Below are 15,172 nucleotides of genomic sequence, written 5' to 3'. Positions count from 1 at the left end.
ATGCTGGCCAATGCTGGACTTGGCGGAGATGCTGATGATTACAGTGCGCCGGAGGGCTTTCGCTCTGGGTTCGTTTCCATTGTGGGGCGTCCGAATACCGGTAAGTCCACGCTGACCAATTCCCTGGTGGGCGAGAAGATCGCTATTACCGCTAACCAGCCGGAAACCACGCGTCATCCAGTCCGAGGTGTAGTCCACCGCGAGAACTGTCAGATTGTTGTCGTGGATACGCCAGGTCTGCACAAGCCACGCACGCTGCTCGGTGAGCGTCTGAATGACATGGTTCAGGAGACCTACTCCGATGTGGACTTGGTCGCGATGGTCGTGCCTGCCGACGAGAAAATTGGCCCCGGTGACCGCTGGATTTACGAGAACGTCTCCAAAGGTTGCAGGAACATCATGGGCATTGTGTCCAAGGTGGATAAGGTCTCGCGCGACACCATTATTGAGCGCCTTATCGAGCTGCAGGAGTTGCTCGGTCCGGATGCCGAGCTTGTGCCACTGTCGTCGAAGTCCGGCGAGAACATCAACACGCTGATTGATGTCATGGCTTCCCAGTTGCCGGAGGGACCGCGCCTGTACCCGAAGGGGCACATCACCGATGAGGATCTGCACACCCGGATGGCAGAGCTCATCCGCGAGGCGGCCCTCGGCGGTCTGCGCGATGAGTTGCCGCATTCCGTGGCAGTCCAGATCGATGAGGTGCTGCCAAACCAGGACCGCGAAGGCGTCCTGGATGTCCACGCCGTTATCTATGTCGAGCGTTCGGGGCAGAAGTCCATCCTCATGGGACGCGACGGTCGACGCATGGGCACCACCATTCATAAGGCTCGTAAGGAACTCATTGCGCTGCTCGGTCAGAATGTTTACCTCGACCTGCGCGTGAAGGTGCTGAAGGACTGGCAGTCGGACCCGAAGCAGCTGGGCAAGTTGGGATTCTAAAAAATTGGTCGAGCCGTATCGCGACCGTGCGCTGGTCGTACGCCGCTACGACCTCGGAGAAGCCGACCGCATCATCGTCCTTTTCACCCGCGACCACGGCCTAGTCCGCGGTGTCGCCAAAGGCGTGCGGCGCGCGAAGAGCCGCTTCGGCTCCCGCCTGTCACCATTCGTCGACGTGGATGTCAACATCTACCGACGCCGAGGACTGTCCACTATCGCAGGCGCAGATACCGTGCGCACGTGGGCAGCACCGCTTGTCGACGACTATGCGCGCTACACCTGTGCGTGTGCAGTCCTGGACGTCGCCGAACGCATTGTCGGCGAGGAGCAAGTGCCGGCTCCCGAATTGTGGGATCTCACCACCCAATCGCTCGACGACGTTGCGGCCGGTCGCCATCGCCCCGATTTGTTGCTGACCTCCTACATCCTGCGAGCAATGGCGCAGGCAGGTTGGCAGCCAAGCCTCTTTGAATGCGCAGGCTGCGGCAAAGCCGGCCCGCACCACGCGTTTTCTCCCGCACTGGGCGGAGCAGTGTGCACTAACTGCCGGCCACCGGGTGCAGATACTCCGCCGACCGAGGTTCTGCATCTAATGTGGCAGCTTGCTCATGAGCAATGGGCGGGCATCGATACGTCGTCAAGCGAATTCGAGGGACGGATGGCGACGGCGCGTACCCTAACGGCGAAGTACCTGCAGTACTACCTGGGCCGCCGGGTGCCGGCGCTGGAACATGTGGATGCTTTTTGGCAGTAAACGTCAGCGGTGGGGCACAATAGGAAGCGTGTTGAATCCTCCTGTACCGCAGCAATTCGTGCCCAATCACATCGCGCTCGTGATGGACGGCAATGGTAGATGGGCCGAACAGCGTGGGCTCAAACGCACCGAGGGGCACAAGCGTGGTGAGGCCGTGCTGATGGAGTGCGTCGATGCTTGTTTGGAGATGGGCGTCAAGCACCTGTCGGCTTACGCATTTTCCACTGAGAATTGGCGCCGTTCGGTCGATGAGGTCCGATTCCTTATGGGCTTTAATCGCGATGTGCTGTGCCGACGTCGTGATGAGTTGGATTCGAAGAACGTTCGCGTGCGTTGGGCAGGGCGTCGCCCGCGACTGTGGCGCTCGGTTATTAAGGAACTTGAGATTGCCGAGGAGCAGACGAAGGACAATGACGCGCTAACTCTGTATATGTGCGTCAACTACGGTGGTCGCGCTGAAATTGTTGATGCTGCTAGAGAGATTGCTCGTCAGGCAGCAGCGGGGGAGCTCAGCGAATATGACTTGACCGAGAAGTCTTTCGCACAGTTCCTGGATGAGCCGACTATGCCGGATGTTGATCTGTTCCTGCGTCCATCGGGCGAGCAGCGCACGTCCAACTTCTTAATCTGGCAGTCCGCCTATGCGGAGATGGTCTATCAGGACAAGCTTTTCCCGGATTTCGGTCGGGATGACATGCGCGCCGCAGTGGTGGAGTACGCCAAGCGCGACCGTAGGTTCGGCAAGGCCTAGAGCCGATATTTTTTAGGGGGGGGGAGGGAGCCCGGGCTACTTCTTCTGGCAGTCCCTGCACAGGCCGAAGACCTCAGCAGTGTGCCCGGTCAGATTAAAACCGTGCTCCTCCGCAAGGCTGTGAGCCCACTGCTCGACAGGGCCGCCGGCGACTTCAACGGTGCTGCCGCAATCGGTGCAGACCAGGTGATGATGGTGGTGGTCACCGCACAGCCGGTAGAGAGCCTCTCCGGAGGCATTGTGCAGAACATCGACAATGTCCATTTCTGCAAGGGACTGGAGCGTCCGATAGACCGTCGTCAAGCCGACCTTGTCCCCACGTTCCGTCAGCGACTTATGAATGTCAGCAGCGGAGCGAAAATTAGGGGCCTCACTCATAATCGACACGACGGCGCGGCGTTGGCGAGTACTGCGCTGGCCGATGCGGGTTGCGGCCGGCCGCGCGGAGGCGTGTGCCCCGGTGCTAGCGGGGGAGCCCGTACCACGTGGGTTTTCGCCAGAACTAACTTCGTGCATATCTTCGCCAGCCATGTAACCGACACTACCCGGTATCGGTTGGACAAGATGCGCTAGAGTATAGGGGAACTTTTAACTGGCCTGTTGGGGTCAGTACATTTTGCTTTTCATTATGTCGTTCGCCGCACGGAACGGGCTGAATTGTGTGCCCGGAAAAGGCGTGTGGTGTGCGATGCGAAGCCATTTATAAGGAGTGGTCTAGACCGTGGCACCTAAGTCAGTTGTCGATACCGTCGCCAACCTGTGTAAGCGCAGGGGGTTCGTTTACCCGTGTGGTGAAATTTACGGCGGTACCCGCTCGGCATGGGATTACGGTCCCCTGGGTGTGGAGCTGAAGGAAAACATCAAGCGCCAGTGGTGGAAGACCTTCGTCACCGGCCGTAAGGATGTCGTCGGCCTGGATTCCTCCATTATCCTGCCGCGCCAGGTCTGGGAAGCTTCCGGCCACGTCGCTACCTTCACCGACCCGCTGGTGGAGTCCCTGCACACCCACAAGCGCTACCGCGCTGACCACCTGCTGGAGGCCTACGAGGCCAAGCACGGTCACCTGCCGGCCAATGGTTTGGCAGACGTTCCGGACCCGGAGACCGGTCAGCCGGGCAACTGGACCGAGCCGCAGATGTTCTCCGGTCTGATGAAGACCTTCCTCGGCCCGGTCGACAATGAGCAGGGCCTGCACTACATGCGCCCGGAGACCGCTCAGGGTATCTTCGTCAACTTCAAGAACGTTATGACCACGGCTCGCCTGAAGCCACCGTTCGGTATCGGCCAGACCGGTAAGGCATTCCGCAACGAGATCACCCCGGGTAACTTCATCTTCCGTACCCGCGAGTTCGAACAGATGGAGATCGAGTACTTCGTCGCACCGGACCAGGCGGAAGAGAAGTTCGATGAGTGGGTCGACGCCTGCTGGAACTGGTTCATTGACCTGGGCGTTAACCCGGAGAACATGCGTCAGTTCGACGTTCCGAAGGACGAGCGCGCTCACTACTCTGCACGCACGATTGACTTCGAGTACCGCTTCCACTTCCAGGGCAACGAGTGGGGCGAGCTGATGGGTGTCGCCAACCGTACGGACTACGACCTCGGCTGCCACATCGAGCACTCCAAGGAAGACCTGCGTTACCACGACCAGGTCACCGGCGAAAAGTACGTTCCGTACGTCATTGAGCCGTCCTTCGGTCTGACCCGCGCCTTGATGGCCTTCCTGTGTGATGCCTACACCGAGGAAGAGGTGCCGAACGCAAAGGGCGGCACCGACACCCGTACCGTGCTGAAGCTAGACCCGCGTCTGTCGCCGGTTAAGGTTGCTGTTCTGCCGCTGTCGAAGAAGGACACCCTGACTCCGACCGCTGAGGCTGTCGCGGACAAGCTGCGCCAGTACTGGGCCGTCGATTACGACACCTCCGGTGCTATCGGCCGTCGTTACCGTCGCCAGGATGAGATCGGTACTCCGTTCTGTGTCACCGTTGACTTCGATACTCTCGAGGACAACGCTGTGACCGTCCGTGACCGCGACACCATGGAGCAGGAGCGCGTCAAGATTGACGAGCTGGAAGGCTACCTCGCAGCTCGCCTGGTGGGCTGCTAATGGCCGAAGAAGTTTTTTGGGAATCCTATAGTCTCGGCGACGGCTCTCGGGAAAAATCCGAGCAAACCTGGCCGATTCTGAAGGAAAGCACCGAAGTCGGCACGTACATCCGTGATGAGCAGGGCGATCGCCTCAACACCCCGGAAGGGGAGTGGGTCATTGATGCCTCTGCTAATCACCGTGTTTCCGCCACGCTTCCCAACGGCCGCGTGTTCTCGACCGTTGCTGCTGACCGTGACAAGATTTCGCGAGCCAAGCAGCTTTCAGTGACCTTTGGGCCGGATCGTCCTGAAGGCAAGCTGGTGTGCGAGGGATCGACGAACTACGTCATCGAGAATGCGAAGACCGGCGAGAAGTGGGGTCAGTTTACCGGTGCGTCCCGTGGCGTGCGCCACGCAGAGGTGCAGTTCGACACCGATGAGGGCCGTGCGCTGCCGGAAGAGGAGAAGATCTTCCTGGTCTACAGTGCTCGTCGAGTGCTGGAGTCCCGCATGGTTTCCTCTACCTGGATTCTCACTGTCTGCTTGCTCTTGCTGATTGCCTATATGATTTGGGTGTGGATCGTGTAGCAACTATTGCAGACGGCGTCGTTTACGACGAGAACCAAAAGGCCCTGTCCGACGGCTGGAGCTGTCAGGACGGGGTCTTTAGTGCTTTCTGGATCACCTCGTCACAAGGGCGTGGCTGGCAGGTGAAAGCCCGCTTTTTTAGCACGAACGCGCTAGTGATGACGAATCCGGATGAGGGGGATTCTTTCGTCCTAAACAGAGAAGGACGGGGAATTCGCACGGTCTTCGACATCGAGCGGCCAGGCTATGAGCTCGCCCGAATCGTCAGAGAGGACAGTCTAGGCCGAGGGGTATTTGGTGTCTATGCCCAGAAAGGAGACTTCCGGGGGAGTTTCGAAGACTGGCTGATTGCCGCCGCTCTGGCGACGTGGTCTGTGGATGGACCACGCCAGATGCGAATTTAGGCGGGAATCTAGAAGCCCATTGTGCTGCCGGAGCCGCCTGGTCGGCTCGAACCTCCGCCGAAACCGCCGAAGCCACCGATGCTGCCACCAAAGCCGCTGTTGTTGCTGAGCATGCTTCCCAGCACCATGCCGGCGACCATCGATCCGTTGCTGCCGCCACCGCGGCGCTGATCCTGGTAGCGGCGGATGTCACGGCGGGCCAAGTCAGCGGCCTCAGCCGCGAGCTTGCGCGCACGACGTGCGTAGGCCAACGCCTTTCGCGGATCGTCGTTGGCCAAGCCCTGAGCAGAGCCGTAAGCACGCTGCGCCTCCGCGAGGCGAGTGCGAGCCTCAGCGCCAACCACACGGCGGCGGGTAGCAATTAAGTCAGCCGCGGCGCGAATGTGATTGTCGGCATCCTGCATGCTGTGCTGCAAAGTAGCGGTAGCGCGGGCGAACGACGCGGCCTTGTCTCGAGCGGAGTCGAGGGCTTCGTCGAGTAGCTCATCGGCATCGGTCAGTGCGGTCCAGGAACTCAGTGGATCCACTTCGGACTTATTGGCTGCCACACCGAGTGCTTCACGGCCTGCTTCGATGGCCGCATTGAGACGCTCGCGGTTGATGTTGGCGCCTTGCGGTGCCGACATCAGGTGCGAGGCCTCATCGATTTCACCGCGGACCTCGGCGATAAGGGAAGCCAGTCCAGCGACTGCAGCGTGAATATCGCTATCGGCGTGTTCAATGGCCTCCAGAAGACTCTCTGCCTGTGTGAGCGCAAAGTCGGTGGCCGACAGCGCATCAATCAGACCACCTTGCTCACCGGCAGGTAGGTCCGCGATGCGGCGGGCCTCAGACATTGACTGGTCAGCCTGATTCAGGTGCTCCGTGGCCATGTCGATATTGTCGGTCACAGAGCTGAGCATCTGCTCTTCGTAACGTGCGCGCAGACCATCGAGAATTTCGCCGGCACGCGGCATACGTGAACGCAGCTCGACACTTCGCTGAGTGAGCTTCGAAATCGTCGCTTCAGCATTCATCAACTCCTGGCGGAGTTTCTGGAAGTTTGCGGCCTCGCCGTCGAGCTGGTCATCCGCAACACCACAGGTGGAGATAATCTCCAGCAGGACACTGCGGCGCTCGATTTCGTCGGACACGGAGCCGTCGTCAAGCTGTTGGCGAAGTGCAAACGCACGCTCGAGCGTGGACTGAGAGTGCTTCAGTGCGTTGTCGAAGCTGCGGATGCGTTCGGTGCCGAACTCAGCGCGGGCGAGGTCGAGCTCGGTGCGGGCTTTGCGAATGGACTCATCGGTACTGACAATCTCATCGTGCGCAAGAACATCGAGCGAGCTGGTGCTCAGCGAGTCCAGCGAAGAGACATCCTTGGGGTCGATGTTGCGGCCACGAGCGATCTCCTCCTCATCGCGCTTCTTCTTATTGCGGCGGCTCACGGCCCAGGTGGCGCCACCGACAACGGCGGCACCACCGAGGCCGGCGCCGAGTGCCCACCCACCGGCGGAGCCGCTGCCACCGCCTGCCTCGGCGATGGCAGCTTCACCCGCAGCTGCCCAGTTGTCATCCTCTAACAACTGCCCTTGAGCTGCTCTGTTGATGGCCTCCGCGTTGCGGGGGAAGGAGTCTCCGACGAAAGCGCCGAGGTTTCGGTCTTCCACGGCGACGACCAGGACACCGCGGTTGTCGGCAGCTCCGAGGTGCTCCCAGGCCTGCTGCGCCCACTGTTCGCCCTGAATGCCGTCGAAGCTCTTGATGTAAAACACCGAGAACAGGAGTCGCTTGTCGGTCTTGAGTTGCTGAATCTGCTCCTTCAGACGAGCTTCATCGCCGCTGCTCAGCACACCTGCGAGATCAGCCACCTCGCCCGACACATCTGTCGGTGCCTCGGCGTGCGACAGTGGTGCTGACGGTGCGAGTGCCAGCAGCGAAGCAGGTGCGTGAACCGGTGGCTGTGCCGGTAGCGCGGCAGTAATTAGCGGCAAGCTCAGGCCGAGAAAAGCACCCGATGCGGCAAGGTAAAGGGGGCGAAACACGCGATTCCTGTCAGACATATCTACAAGGATACGTAACAATAATTACGTGGCCGGTAAATTTTCGTATTCATCTTTTGAACTCGCTCGTATTGTCGAGGAGTCTCCGAAGCAGTCATTGCTGCCCGGGGTGCAGTCCTTAGAATCTCACCGGGCGGCGTTTGCGCGAGATCGCGCCCGCGTCCTGCACTCCGCAGCGCTGCGCAGGCTGGCTGACAAAACCCAGGTTGTGGGGCCAGGGGAGGGCGATACTCCGCGCACACGCCTGACTCACTCGCTGGAGGTCGCGCAGATTTCCCGCGGAATCGCCAGCGAGTTGGGTGCAGATGAGGATCTCGCAGAGCTGGCCGGCCTGACGCATGACATCGGGCATCCGCCGTATGGTCACAACGGCGAGCGCGCCCTCAACGAGATTGCTGCTGGGTGCGGCGGGTTTGAGGGCAACGCGCAGACGCTGCGTATTCTCACTCGCCTCGAGCCGAAGGTGCTCGATGGTACAGGTGAGCCCTGCGGACTCAATCTCACTCGGGCGGCGCTCGATGCGGCTTGTAAGTACCCGTGGACACCGATCGGTCCCGATGGTCAGCTCCGCCACAAGTACGGGGCTTACCAGGAAGATGCTGCGATTCTGCAGTGGATTCGCCAGGGCGTTCCGCACGGCAAGCAGTGTCTTGAGGCGCAGATTATGGACTGGTCTGACGATGTCGCCTATTCCGTCCACGATGTCGAGGATGGCATCGTCTCTGGCCGCGTTGACCTGGGTGTTCTGTGGGACACGGTGGAACTGGCCGCGCTCGCGGACAAGGGCGCTGCCGCATTTGGTGGCGATCCAGCGGAGCTCGTCGAGGCTGCCGGGCGTCTTGCCAGCTTGCCGGTGGTATCAGCTGCGGCGTCCTATGATGGTTCGCTGCGCTCGCTGGTCGCGCTGAAACGGATGACCTCGGAGCTGGTCGGCCGTTTCGTCACGGCTTCCGTCGCGGGTACGCGTGCTGCCTCCGGGTCGACGCTTCCGCTCGGGCGTTACGACGCGGACCTCGCCGTGCCCAGCTCGATTCTGGCGGAGGTCACCATGCTGAAGACCATCGCCGTGCTGTATGTGATGGATCTTCCGCGTCATATTCGCCGTCAGGAGCGTGAACGCGATCGTCTTTTCCGGGTGGCCGAGTATCTGCAGGAAGGTGCTCCAGGGACGCTTGATCCGATGTTCCAGTGGCTCTATTCCCGGGCGGAGAGTGACCAAGCGCGGCTGCGGGTTATCGTTGATCAGCTAGCGTCGATGACGGAATCGCGTGTAGAGCGGCTTGATCGCCAGATTGCTGGTGTGGCTGCGGCGTGGGGGTAGTGCTGTCAGCGATTACTATTTTTGAAGTATCCGCTGAAGGCTACTACTGAGGTCATCGGAAAGCGCCTTCGTAGTCTCTGCGTCGGGCTTCGCATGCATGTAATCGAGGGCTAGTCCATTTACGATAGCTGTGATGAGCCGGGCCGTCTGAGCTATATCTCCAGGGACGTCTGCGGCGGACAGTGCTGAAATGAGATGGTCCTGGAATCTACTGAGTTCGTTCTGGTACTCCTGGGCCAGGACTTTGCGTGTTGATGCAGCGGCACCGAGGATAACCCACAGTGCTGCGTCTTCGCGCTGTATTGGGCCGATGGGGAGTAGTTCGAGCAGGGAGCGGTGGAGCTGTTCTAGCGGCGAGGTATTCGATTGAAAGCGTAACGACGAGACTCTTTCATGCTGTCGTGCTGCCGAGCGCAGAAGTGCCCTGCTGAGTAGTTCGTCTTTCGTGCCCATAAAATACTGCACTGTTCCAGGGGCTACGCCCGCCTGTTGAGCCACTTTTCGAACGCTGACAACGTCGAACCCCTGGTTAACAATTACTTTGATTGCTGCATCGGAAATGGCTTTTTCTTGAGGTGACATCATGCTCATATCCTAAAACTCCTTTGGGGTTTCATTCGCGCCACTTCCCGTACGACTGTATGATAGTTTACTATACGAATGTACGAGGGAGTGATGGAGATGGACTATCTTGTTCTTGTGGGGCTTGCGCTTCTTGACAGTCTCAGTGCTGGAACCCTGCTGATTCCAGTAGTGCTGCTCATCGTCTGGCGGAGGATGAGGGGTGCCGAATACGTTACTTATTTAGGGACAATTGTCTTGTCCTACTTTGCGGTTGGCATCGCGCTCTTTTTCGGCCTGCGTCAGGCTTTAGACGCAGTCTCGGGCATTGCATCCAACACTTTGTTCAGTTGGGTGATGATGGTGTTGGGTATTTTGTTAGCTGCTTACGGAATCCTGGCACCGAATCCCAAGAAACGGACCGTCGAAGAGGTAATTGAATCTCGGTCGGAGGACACTAAGAAAGGTTCTGCCGGTCTCCCTGCGATGGTGGGTTTAGCCTTAGCTGCAGCAGTTGTCGAGGTCGGTACGATGTTGCCGTACTTGGCGGCAATCGGAATTATTGAATCGATGGCAGTGCCTTTCGCAGTGCAACTGCTTATCCTCGCGCTCTACTGTGTAGTGATGATTTCGCCCGCAGTCATTGTTGGAGTGCTCTTCGCAGCCTTTGGAGATAAGGTCTACAACCGGGTAGTGAGCGTTATCCCCCGGTTGGAATATGAAACAAAGGTCACTGTTTTGTGGGTGGCAGCAATAATTGGCATCGTTCTTGTTGCCCGGAGCGCAAATCAACTCGGTTTTATCGGGTAGCGCTAATTCCGCAGTGATACTTTGGCTCACTCCTCCGCGTCAGGAATTTCGCAGAAGCTCTCGTAGTGGTCGTCGGTGTAGTACCAGACATCCGGGTCATTTTCGGAACCGCCGCCGACAACGATGCGGCGTGCACCGCGGCTGGAATTGCCCGGGGTGGTCACGGTGTATTCGCGGTAGTAGTCACCGCGCTCCTTCGGCAGGCGTCCCTCGTAGTTGCCGAAGTGCTTGCCGTCGTGCTGCGAATAGATGTGGTCCTGGTCGGTCAGGATGCGGTCGATGACATCGTCGGCCTCCTGCGGCAGGGTATCTACTGCGCAGGTGGCACCCTTGGTGCCAGCCTTGTTGCTGCCCGAGTTGGGGCCAGGTTTAGGGCCTGGTTTCGCGCTGGGCGCAGCGGAAGTCTGCGTTTCGGTATTCTGCGACCCCTGTGAGTTCTCGGATGCCGTAGAGTTCTGGTCTCCGCCATCGAGTCCCAGGTAACTACCAGCCAGCACCAGGGCGGCAGCGCCTACGCCGCTCGCAATCTTCTTCCACTCAGCCATGGCTAGTATCTTTCCATATCGGTCGCCGCCGGCACGTTATGGGCTGGGCGCGGGCGGCTCGTCGGTAAGCGAAACCTCTACGGCGGAGTCGATTGGACGGGTTGGGTAAGGTTATTTTCATGGCTAGGGGAAGAATTCCGGACTCCGATATCGCGGCAATCCGCGAACGGACTCCGATTGAGGAGATCGTTGCAGAATACGTGAACCTCAAACCGGCTGGCGCGGATTCTCTGAAAGGGCTTTCGCCTTTTAAAGACGAGCGCACGCCGTCGTTCCACGTACGCCCCAATCATGGCTACTACCACTGCTTTTCCACCGGCAAGGGCGGTGATGTATTCAGCTTCCTCATGGAGATGGAACACCTGTCGTTCCCGGAGGCTGTCGAAGCCTGCGCGGAGAAAATTGGCTTCCACATTAACTATGAGGGCGGCGGCACGGGCCGTCGCGAGGAACCGGGAACTCGCCAGCGTCTCATCGCCGCAAACCGCGAGGCACAGAAGTTCTACTGCGAACAGTTCTCCACTCCAGCGGCAGCGCCCGCGCGCGAGTTTCTGGAAAACCGCGGCTTCACTGCTGAGCACGCGGCCCAGTTCGGCTGTGGCTACTCGCCGGCCGGCTGGGACACTCTAACCAAGCACCTGCAGCGCCTGGGCTTTAGCTTCGAGGAGTTGGACAAGGCGGGTCTTTCCAAGATGGGGCGTATGGGGCCGATCGATCGTTTTCACCGTCGTCTCATGTGGCCGATTCGCAATATGTCCGGCGATGTCATCGGCTTTGGTGCCCGCAAGCTTTTTGACGATGACAATCTGGGCAAGTACATGAACACGCCCGAGACCATGCTGTACAAGAAGTCCAAGGTGCTCTTCGGCTTGGATCTGGCAAAGAAGGATATTGCCGCTGGTCATCAGGCTGTAATCGTGGAGGGCTACACCGACGTCATGGCCATGCACGCCTCGGGCGTGACCACAGCCGTCGCGTCCTGTGGCACCGCTTTCGGCGAGGAGCACCTCCAGCTGCTGCGTCGTCTCATGCTCGACGACAACTTCTTCCGCGGCGAACTCATCTACACCTTCGACGGCGACGAGGCAGGGCAAAAGGCCGCCATGCGCGCCTTCGAGGGGGAGCAGAACTTCACCGGCCAGTCCTACGTCGCGGTCGCGCCGGACGGCATGGATCCGTGTGATCTGCGCCAGAAGAAGGGCGAGGCCGCAGTCCGCGATCTCGTTGCTTCACGACGGCCATTGATCGAATTTGTCCTCCGCACACTTCTGGCCGACTATGACCTGACCACCGCTAATGGCAGGGTCTCCGGGCTGCGCCGAGTGGTGCCTGTCCTGGCCCAGCTCAAGGACGCGGCGTTGCGCGATGAGTATGCCCGCGAAGTTGCCGGCTGGATTGGCTGGAATGATGAAGCCGAGCTGGTGCAGCGCGTCCGCGAGGAGGCCAGTCGGCCACAGAATGAAAAGCGCACTCCCTACCAGCGTCGCCAAGAAGAGGCCCGTGCCCGCGAAGAGGCAGAGGAAGCGCGGCGCCGGCGCAACCCGGCACTGCCGTATCCAAACCCGCGGGACCCTGTGCTCTATGCGCAGCGTGAGGCTCTCAAGTTGGCAATTCAAGAGCCCGCCACCACCGGCCCGGTATTCGATGCGCTCGCACCCGAGACCTTTGGGCATCCGACCTACCGGGCGGTATTCGATGCCATCATGGCTGCAGGTGGTGCCTGCGGGGAAGCGGCCACACAGCCACATAGTTGGGCGACCGCAATTATGGATCAGGCGCGGGAGGACGTCGTCAAGCATCTCGTGACTGAGCTGGGCGTGGAGCAAATCGCCGTCGATGCAGAGACGCTGCGCCCGTATGCGCAGGCGATTCTGGCGCGGTTGCAGGAGGTGTGGGTCGGTGACCAAATTGCACAGCTGAAGGCGATGCTCTCACGAATGCGCCCCTCAGACGACGAAACCGCCTACAACTCGCTGTTCGCGGACTTGCTCGCGATGGAGCAGTACCGCCGCGAACTGCAAGCAGAGGCGGTCAAGGTCGTGTTTGAGTAGCTAGTGGCTAGCGACTAGTAGCCGCGGCGAATCCACTCTTCCAAGTGCGGAGCCTCGCGGCCAATCGTCGTGTGGTCGCCATGACCCGTGCGGACAGTCGTTTCCGCAGGCAGAGTCAGCAGGTTGTCGCGGATGGAGTTAATAATCGTGTCGAAATCCGAGTAGGACCGACCGGTCGCCCCCGGACCGCCGGAAAACAGCGTGTCACCAGAGAACAACTCCGCGGCCTCCGGCACGTACAGGCAGCACGAGCCAGGGGAGTGACCCGGAGTGTTAATAATGACAACCTCCGTGCCTGCAATCTCCAGGCGCTGACCATGCGCGAGATCCTCGTGCGCCAGGTCCGGCCAGGACTGATCCCACAGCATCTGGTCGCCCGGGTGGACGAGCAGGGGAGCGTCGAGCTTCTCCTGCAGTTCAGGGGCCACAGTGATGTGGTCGTTGTGCGCGTGGGTGCATACAATCGCCTTTACCTTGCGACCGTCCACCGCATCAATAATCGGCTGCGCCTCATGCGCCGCATCGATGACAATGACCTCACGGTCATCGCCGAGCACCCATACGTTGTTGTCTACGTCCCACGTGCCACCATCGAGCGAGAACGTGCCCGACGTGAGAACGTGGTCAACCCTCAAATCCTTGTTCACAGCGCCACCACCGATCGCAGTACCTTACCGGCCTTCATAGTTTCGAAGGCCTCGTCAACATCCTCAATGCCAATGCGTTCCGTCACGAAGCCCTCTAGTGGCAGACGGTTCTGCAACGACAGATCCACCAGCATCGGGAAGTCGCGCTCCGGCAGGCAGTCGCCGTACCAGGACGACTTCAACGCACCACCGCGACTAAACACATCCGCCAGCGGGATGTCCAGCTCCATTGTCGGCGCCGGAACGCCGACCAGAACAACGCGTCCAGCCAGGTCACGGGCGTAGAACGCCTGCTTGTAGGTTTCCGGACGGCCGACCGCATCAATCACGACGTCAGCACCGAAACCGTCGGTCAGCTCACGCACTCGCTTAACGACGGGATCCTCTTCCCCGGTGCCCTCATCGCTCTTAGCCAGCTCCGCAGAGTTAATGGTCTCGGTCGCGCCGAATTCGCGGGCGGTATCCAGCTTCTCGTCCGAGATGTCGATGGCAATAATCTTGCTAGCGCCGGCCAGCTTGGCACCGGCGATAGCTGCGGTACCAACGCCGCCGCAGCCGATGACGGCTACCGATTCACCGCGCTTAACCTCGCCGGTGTTAATAGCCGCACCGATGCCGGCCATGACACCGCAGCCAAGCAAGCCCGCAACGGCCGGATCGGCTGCCGAATCGACCTTGGTGCACTGGCCCTCGTGGACGAGGGTGGCATCCGCAAAAGCGCCGATTCCAAGTGCTGGGGTGAGGACGGTGCCGTCGGCAAGCGTCATGGGCTTGGAGGCGTTGAAAGTGCTAAAGCAGTACTGTGGCTCACCGCGCTTGCAGGCGCGGCACTCGCCACAGACGGCGCGCCAATTGAGGACGACGAAATCGCCGACGGCAACATGCGTGACCTCTTCGCCAATCTCGGAGACCACGCCTGCGGCCTCGTGGCCGAGGAAGAACGGGTACTCGTCGGTGATATCGCCGTCGCGGTAAGCCAGGTCTGTATGGCAGACGCCGCAGGCCTGGATGTCAACAATGACATCGTTCGGGCCCGGGGACGGGATGCAGATATCAGTAAGTTCTACAGGTGCGCCTTTTTCGCGGGCGATAACGCCGCGCACAACGCGTGCGGTTTGCTCGGTGTTTTCGGTTCCGTTGGTTTGTTCAGACATAAGCCCCATCGTATGAACGCGGTATGAAAAGTGCATGATGGAAAGCGTTTTCAGTACTGGTAGGAGCTTTGTGGGCGCTGTGTGAGGTTGCGTGGATTGCGTGGATTGCGTGGCTCTGAGAACTCACAACGGTGTCATGACGTGTGGGAAAAGAAGGTATAAATTGACCTTTGACCTGGCGATTTGTGAGTTTCAAGGGGTCTGGGTAAAGTATCTATCCGTCGCAAGGAACGGCATGGCCGAAGTTCGGTTTAGCCGGTTCTGTGCGGTGGATATTCCTCCATAGCTCAATGGCAGAGCATTCGACTGTTAATCGAAGGGTTGCTGGTTCGAGTCCAGCTGGAGGAGCAATTAAGCCAGGTAGGACGATGTTTCCTACCTGGCTTTCTTGATTTCTAGGGCGAAGTAGGGTTAAGGGTGGGTTAAGGGTCAAAATGTGTGTCTGGCTCGGCGTGTCGCGGGGGTTAGATTTGGCCTTTTTGAATGCCGATTGAGTGGGTGTAGTCGGTGTCGA

The 15,172-nt window shown here is 59.7% G+C and carries 15 protein-coding genes and 1 tRNA gene; 10 read left to right on the top strand and 6 right to left on the bottom strand.

The window, feature by feature from the left end; all coding sequences use genetic code 11:
- From era to AB1Z34_RS06050, 3 genes are read left to right on the top strand one after another with little or no spacing between them, the layout of a single operon-like run.
- Entirely contained in the window at nt 1-942 is a 942-nt protein-coding gene (gene era, locus AB1Z34_RS06060; protein WP_367158086.1) for a GTPase Era, read from the top strand.
- 4 nt (nt 943-946) lie between these two features.
- Nucleotides 947-1,696, top strand: a complete 750-nt coding sequence (recO, locus tag AB1Z34_RS06055) for a DNA repair protein RecO (protein ID WP_367158058.1) — start codon at nt 947-949, stop codon at nt 1,694-1,696.
- Nucleotides 1,680-2,447, top strand: coding sequence for an isoprenyl transferase (locus AB1Z34_RS06050; protein ID WP_367158084.1), 768 nt, complete (start codon nt 1,680-1,682; stop codon nt 2,445-2,447). Before recO ends, AB1Z34_RS06050 begins: the two co-directional genes overlap by 17 nt.
- 36 nt (nt 2,448-2,483) lie before the next feature.
- Here AB1Z34_RS06050 and AB1Z34_RS06045 read toward each other — a convergent pair whose 3' ends face one another.
- Nucleotides 2,484-2,978, bottom strand: a complete 495-nt coding sequence (locus tag AB1Z34_RS06045; RefSeq protein ID WP_016423111.1) for a Fur family transcriptional regulator — start codon at nt 2,976-2,978, stop codon at nt 2,484-2,486.
- 190 nt (nt 2,979-3,168) lie between these two features.
- Between AB1Z34_RS06045 and AB1Z34_RS06040 the strand changes: the two genes are divergently transcribed.
- Genes AB1Z34_RS06040 through AB1Z34_RS06030 form a run of 3 tightly spaced genes read left to right on the top strand, consistent with a single transcriptional unit; the run spans nt 3,169 to nt 5,527 of the window.
- Nucleotides 3,169-4,554, top strand: coding sequence for a glycine--tRNA ligase (locus tag AB1Z34_RS06040; RefSeq protein ID WP_367158057.1), 1,386 nt, complete (start codon nt 3,169-3,171; stop codon nt 4,552-4,554).
- Complete coding sequence (locus AB1Z34_RS06035) at nt 4,554-5,123, top strand: hypothetical protein (RefSeq protein WP_016423109.1); 570 nt, start codon at nt 4,554-4,556, stop codon at nt 5,121-5,123. Before AB1Z34_RS06040 ends, AB1Z34_RS06035 begins: the two co-directional genes overlap by 1 nt.
- Nucleotides 5,111-5,527, top strand: a complete 417-nt coding sequence (locus AB1Z34_RS06030) for a hypothetical protein (protein WP_016423108.1) — start codon at nt 5,111-5,113, stop codon at nt 5,525-5,527. Before AB1Z34_RS06035 ends, AB1Z34_RS06030 begins: the two co-directional genes overlap by 13 nt.
- 8 nt (nt 5,528-5,535) lie before the next feature.
- On the opposite strand, the gene AB1Z34_RS06025 is transcribed toward AB1Z34_RS06030, so the two are convergent.
- The gene (locus AB1Z34_RS06025) at nt 5,536-7,569 is read right to left on the bottom strand and encodes a TPM domain-containing protein (protein ID WP_367158056.1); all 2,034 of its coding nucleotides are present in this window, start codon (nt 7,567-7,569) and stop codon (nt 5,536-5,538) included.
- 28 nt (nt 7,570-7,597) lie between these two features.
- On the opposite strand from AB1Z34_RS06025, the gene AB1Z34_RS06020 reads away from it, so the two are divergent.
- On the top strand, nt 7,598-8,890 hold the full coding sequence (locus AB1Z34_RS06020; RefSeq protein ID WP_016423106.1) for a deoxyguanosinetriphosphate triphosphohydrolase: 1,293 nt from the start codon (nt 7,598-7,600) through the stop codon (nt 8,888-8,890).
- A gap of 15 nt (nt 8,891-8,905) precedes the next feature.
- Here the strand turns inward: AB1Z34_RS06020 and AB1Z34_RS06015 are convergent, their stop codons facing one another.
- Nucleotides 8,906-9,481 (bottom strand): TetR/AcrR family transcriptional regulator, encoded by a 576-nt coding sequence (locus tag AB1Z34_RS06015; protein WP_048732681.1) that lies wholly within the window; start codon nt 9,479-9,481, stop codon nt 8,906-8,908.
- Nucleotides 9,482-9,565: 84 nt separating this feature from the next.
- Between AB1Z34_RS06015 and AB1Z34_RS06010 the strand changes: the two genes are divergently transcribed.
- Nucleotides 9,566-10,261: a GAP family protein gene (locus AB1Z34_RS06010; RefSeq protein WP_083327215.1), complete on the top strand. Its 696-nt coding sequence runs from the start codon at nt 9,566-9,568 to the stop codon at nt 10,259-10,261.
- 26 nt (nt 10,262-10,287) lie between these two features.
- Here the strand turns inward: AB1Z34_RS06010 and AB1Z34_RS06005 are convergent, their stop codons facing one another.
- Nucleotides 10,288-10,806 (bottom strand): ribonuclease domain-containing protein, encoded by a 519-nt coding sequence (locus AB1Z34_RS06005; protein ID WP_367158055.1) that lies wholly within the window; start codon nt 10,804-10,806, stop codon nt 10,288-10,290.
- 119 nt (nt 10,807-10,925) lie between these two features.
- Here AB1Z34_RS06005 and dnaG point away from each other — a divergent pair, with 119 nt between their 5' ends.
- Entirely contained in the window at nt 10,926-12,857 is a 1,932-nt protein-coding gene (gene dnaG / locus AB1Z34_RS06000) for a DNA primase (protein WP_367158054.1), read from the top strand.
- A 14-nt stretch (nt 12,858-12,871) separates the two neighbouring features.
- Here dnaG and AB1Z34_RS05995 read toward each other — a convergent pair whose 3' ends face one another.
- Both AB1Z34_RS05995 and AB1Z34_RS05990 read right to left on the bottom strand, forming a co-directional pair.
- The gene (locus AB1Z34_RS05995) at nt 12,872-13,504 is read right to left on the bottom strand and encodes an MBL fold metallo-hydrolase (protein WP_070642011.1); all 633 of its coding nucleotides are present in this window, start codon (nt 13,502-13,504) and stop codon (nt 12,872-12,874) included.
- A complete protein-coding gene (locus tag AB1Z34_RS05990) occupies nt 13,501-14,658 on the bottom strand; it encodes an S-(hydroxymethyl)mycothiol dehydrogenase (RefSeq protein WP_070853989.1) in 1,158 nt (385 codons plus the stop codon). The genes AB1Z34_RS05995 and AB1Z34_RS05990 overlap by 4 nt, the downstream gene beginning before the upstream one ends.
- 276 nt (nt 14,659-14,934) lie before the next feature.
- Between AB1Z34_RS05990 and AB1Z34_RS05985 the strand changes: the two genes are divergently transcribed.
- A tRNA-Asn gene (locus tag AB1Z34_RS05985) sits at nt 14,935-15,006 on the top strand.
- The last annotated feature ends 166 nt before the right edge of the window (nt 15,007-15,172 follow it).

The organism is Corynebacterium sp. 045007 (assembly GCF_040743205.1).
GTDB lineage: Bacteria > Actinomycetota > Actinomycetes > Mycobacteriales > Mycobacteriaceae > Corynebacterium > Corynebacterium jeikeium_D.
This window is presented reverse-complemented; position numbering and strand designations above follow the sequence as displayed.

Excerpts from the sequence above, each read along its gene's own strand:
- era (WP_367158086.1), top strand. The coding sequence starts at position 1 with ATGCTGGCCAATGCTGGACTTGGCGGAGATGCTGATGATTACAGTGCG.
- AB1Z34_RS06050 (WP_367158084.1), top strand. The coding sequence starts at position 1,680 with ATGCTTTTTGGCAGTAAACGTCAGCGGTGGGGCACAATAGGAAGCGTG.
- AB1Z34_RS06045 (WP_016423111.1), bottom strand. The coding sequence starts at position 2,978 with ATGGCTGGCGAAGATATGCACGAAGTTAGTTCTGGCGAAAACCCACGT.
- AB1Z34_RS06035 (WP_016423109.1), top strand. The coding sequence starts at position 4,554 with ATGGCCGAAGAAGTTTTTTGGGAATCCTATAGTCTCGGCGACGGCTCT.
- AB1Z34_RS06025 (WP_367158056.1), bottom strand. The coding sequence starts at position 7,569 with ATGTCTGACAGGAATCGCGTGTTTCGCCCCCTTTACCTTGCCGCATCG.
- AB1Z34_RS06015 (WP_048732681.1), bottom strand. The coding sequence starts at position 9,481 with ATGAGCATGATGTCACCTCAAGAAAAAGCCATTTCCGATGCAGCAATC.
- AB1Z34_RS06010 (WP_083327215.1), top strand. The coding sequence starts at position 9,566 with ATGGAGATGGACTATCTTGTTCTTGTGGGGCTTGCGCTTCTTGACAGT.
- AB1Z34_RS06005 (WP_367158055.1), bottom strand. The coding sequence starts at position 10,806 with ATGGCTGAGTGGAAGAAGATTGCGAGCGGCGTAGGCGCTGCCGCCCTG.
- dnaG (WP_367158054.1), top strand. The coding sequence starts at position 10,926 with ATGGCTAGGGGAAGAATTCCGGACTCCGATATCGCGGCAATCCGCGAA.
- AB1Z34_RS05990 (WP_070853989.1), bottom strand. The coding sequence starts at position 14,658 with ATGTCTGAACAAACCAACGGAACCGAAAACACCGAGCAAACCGCACGC.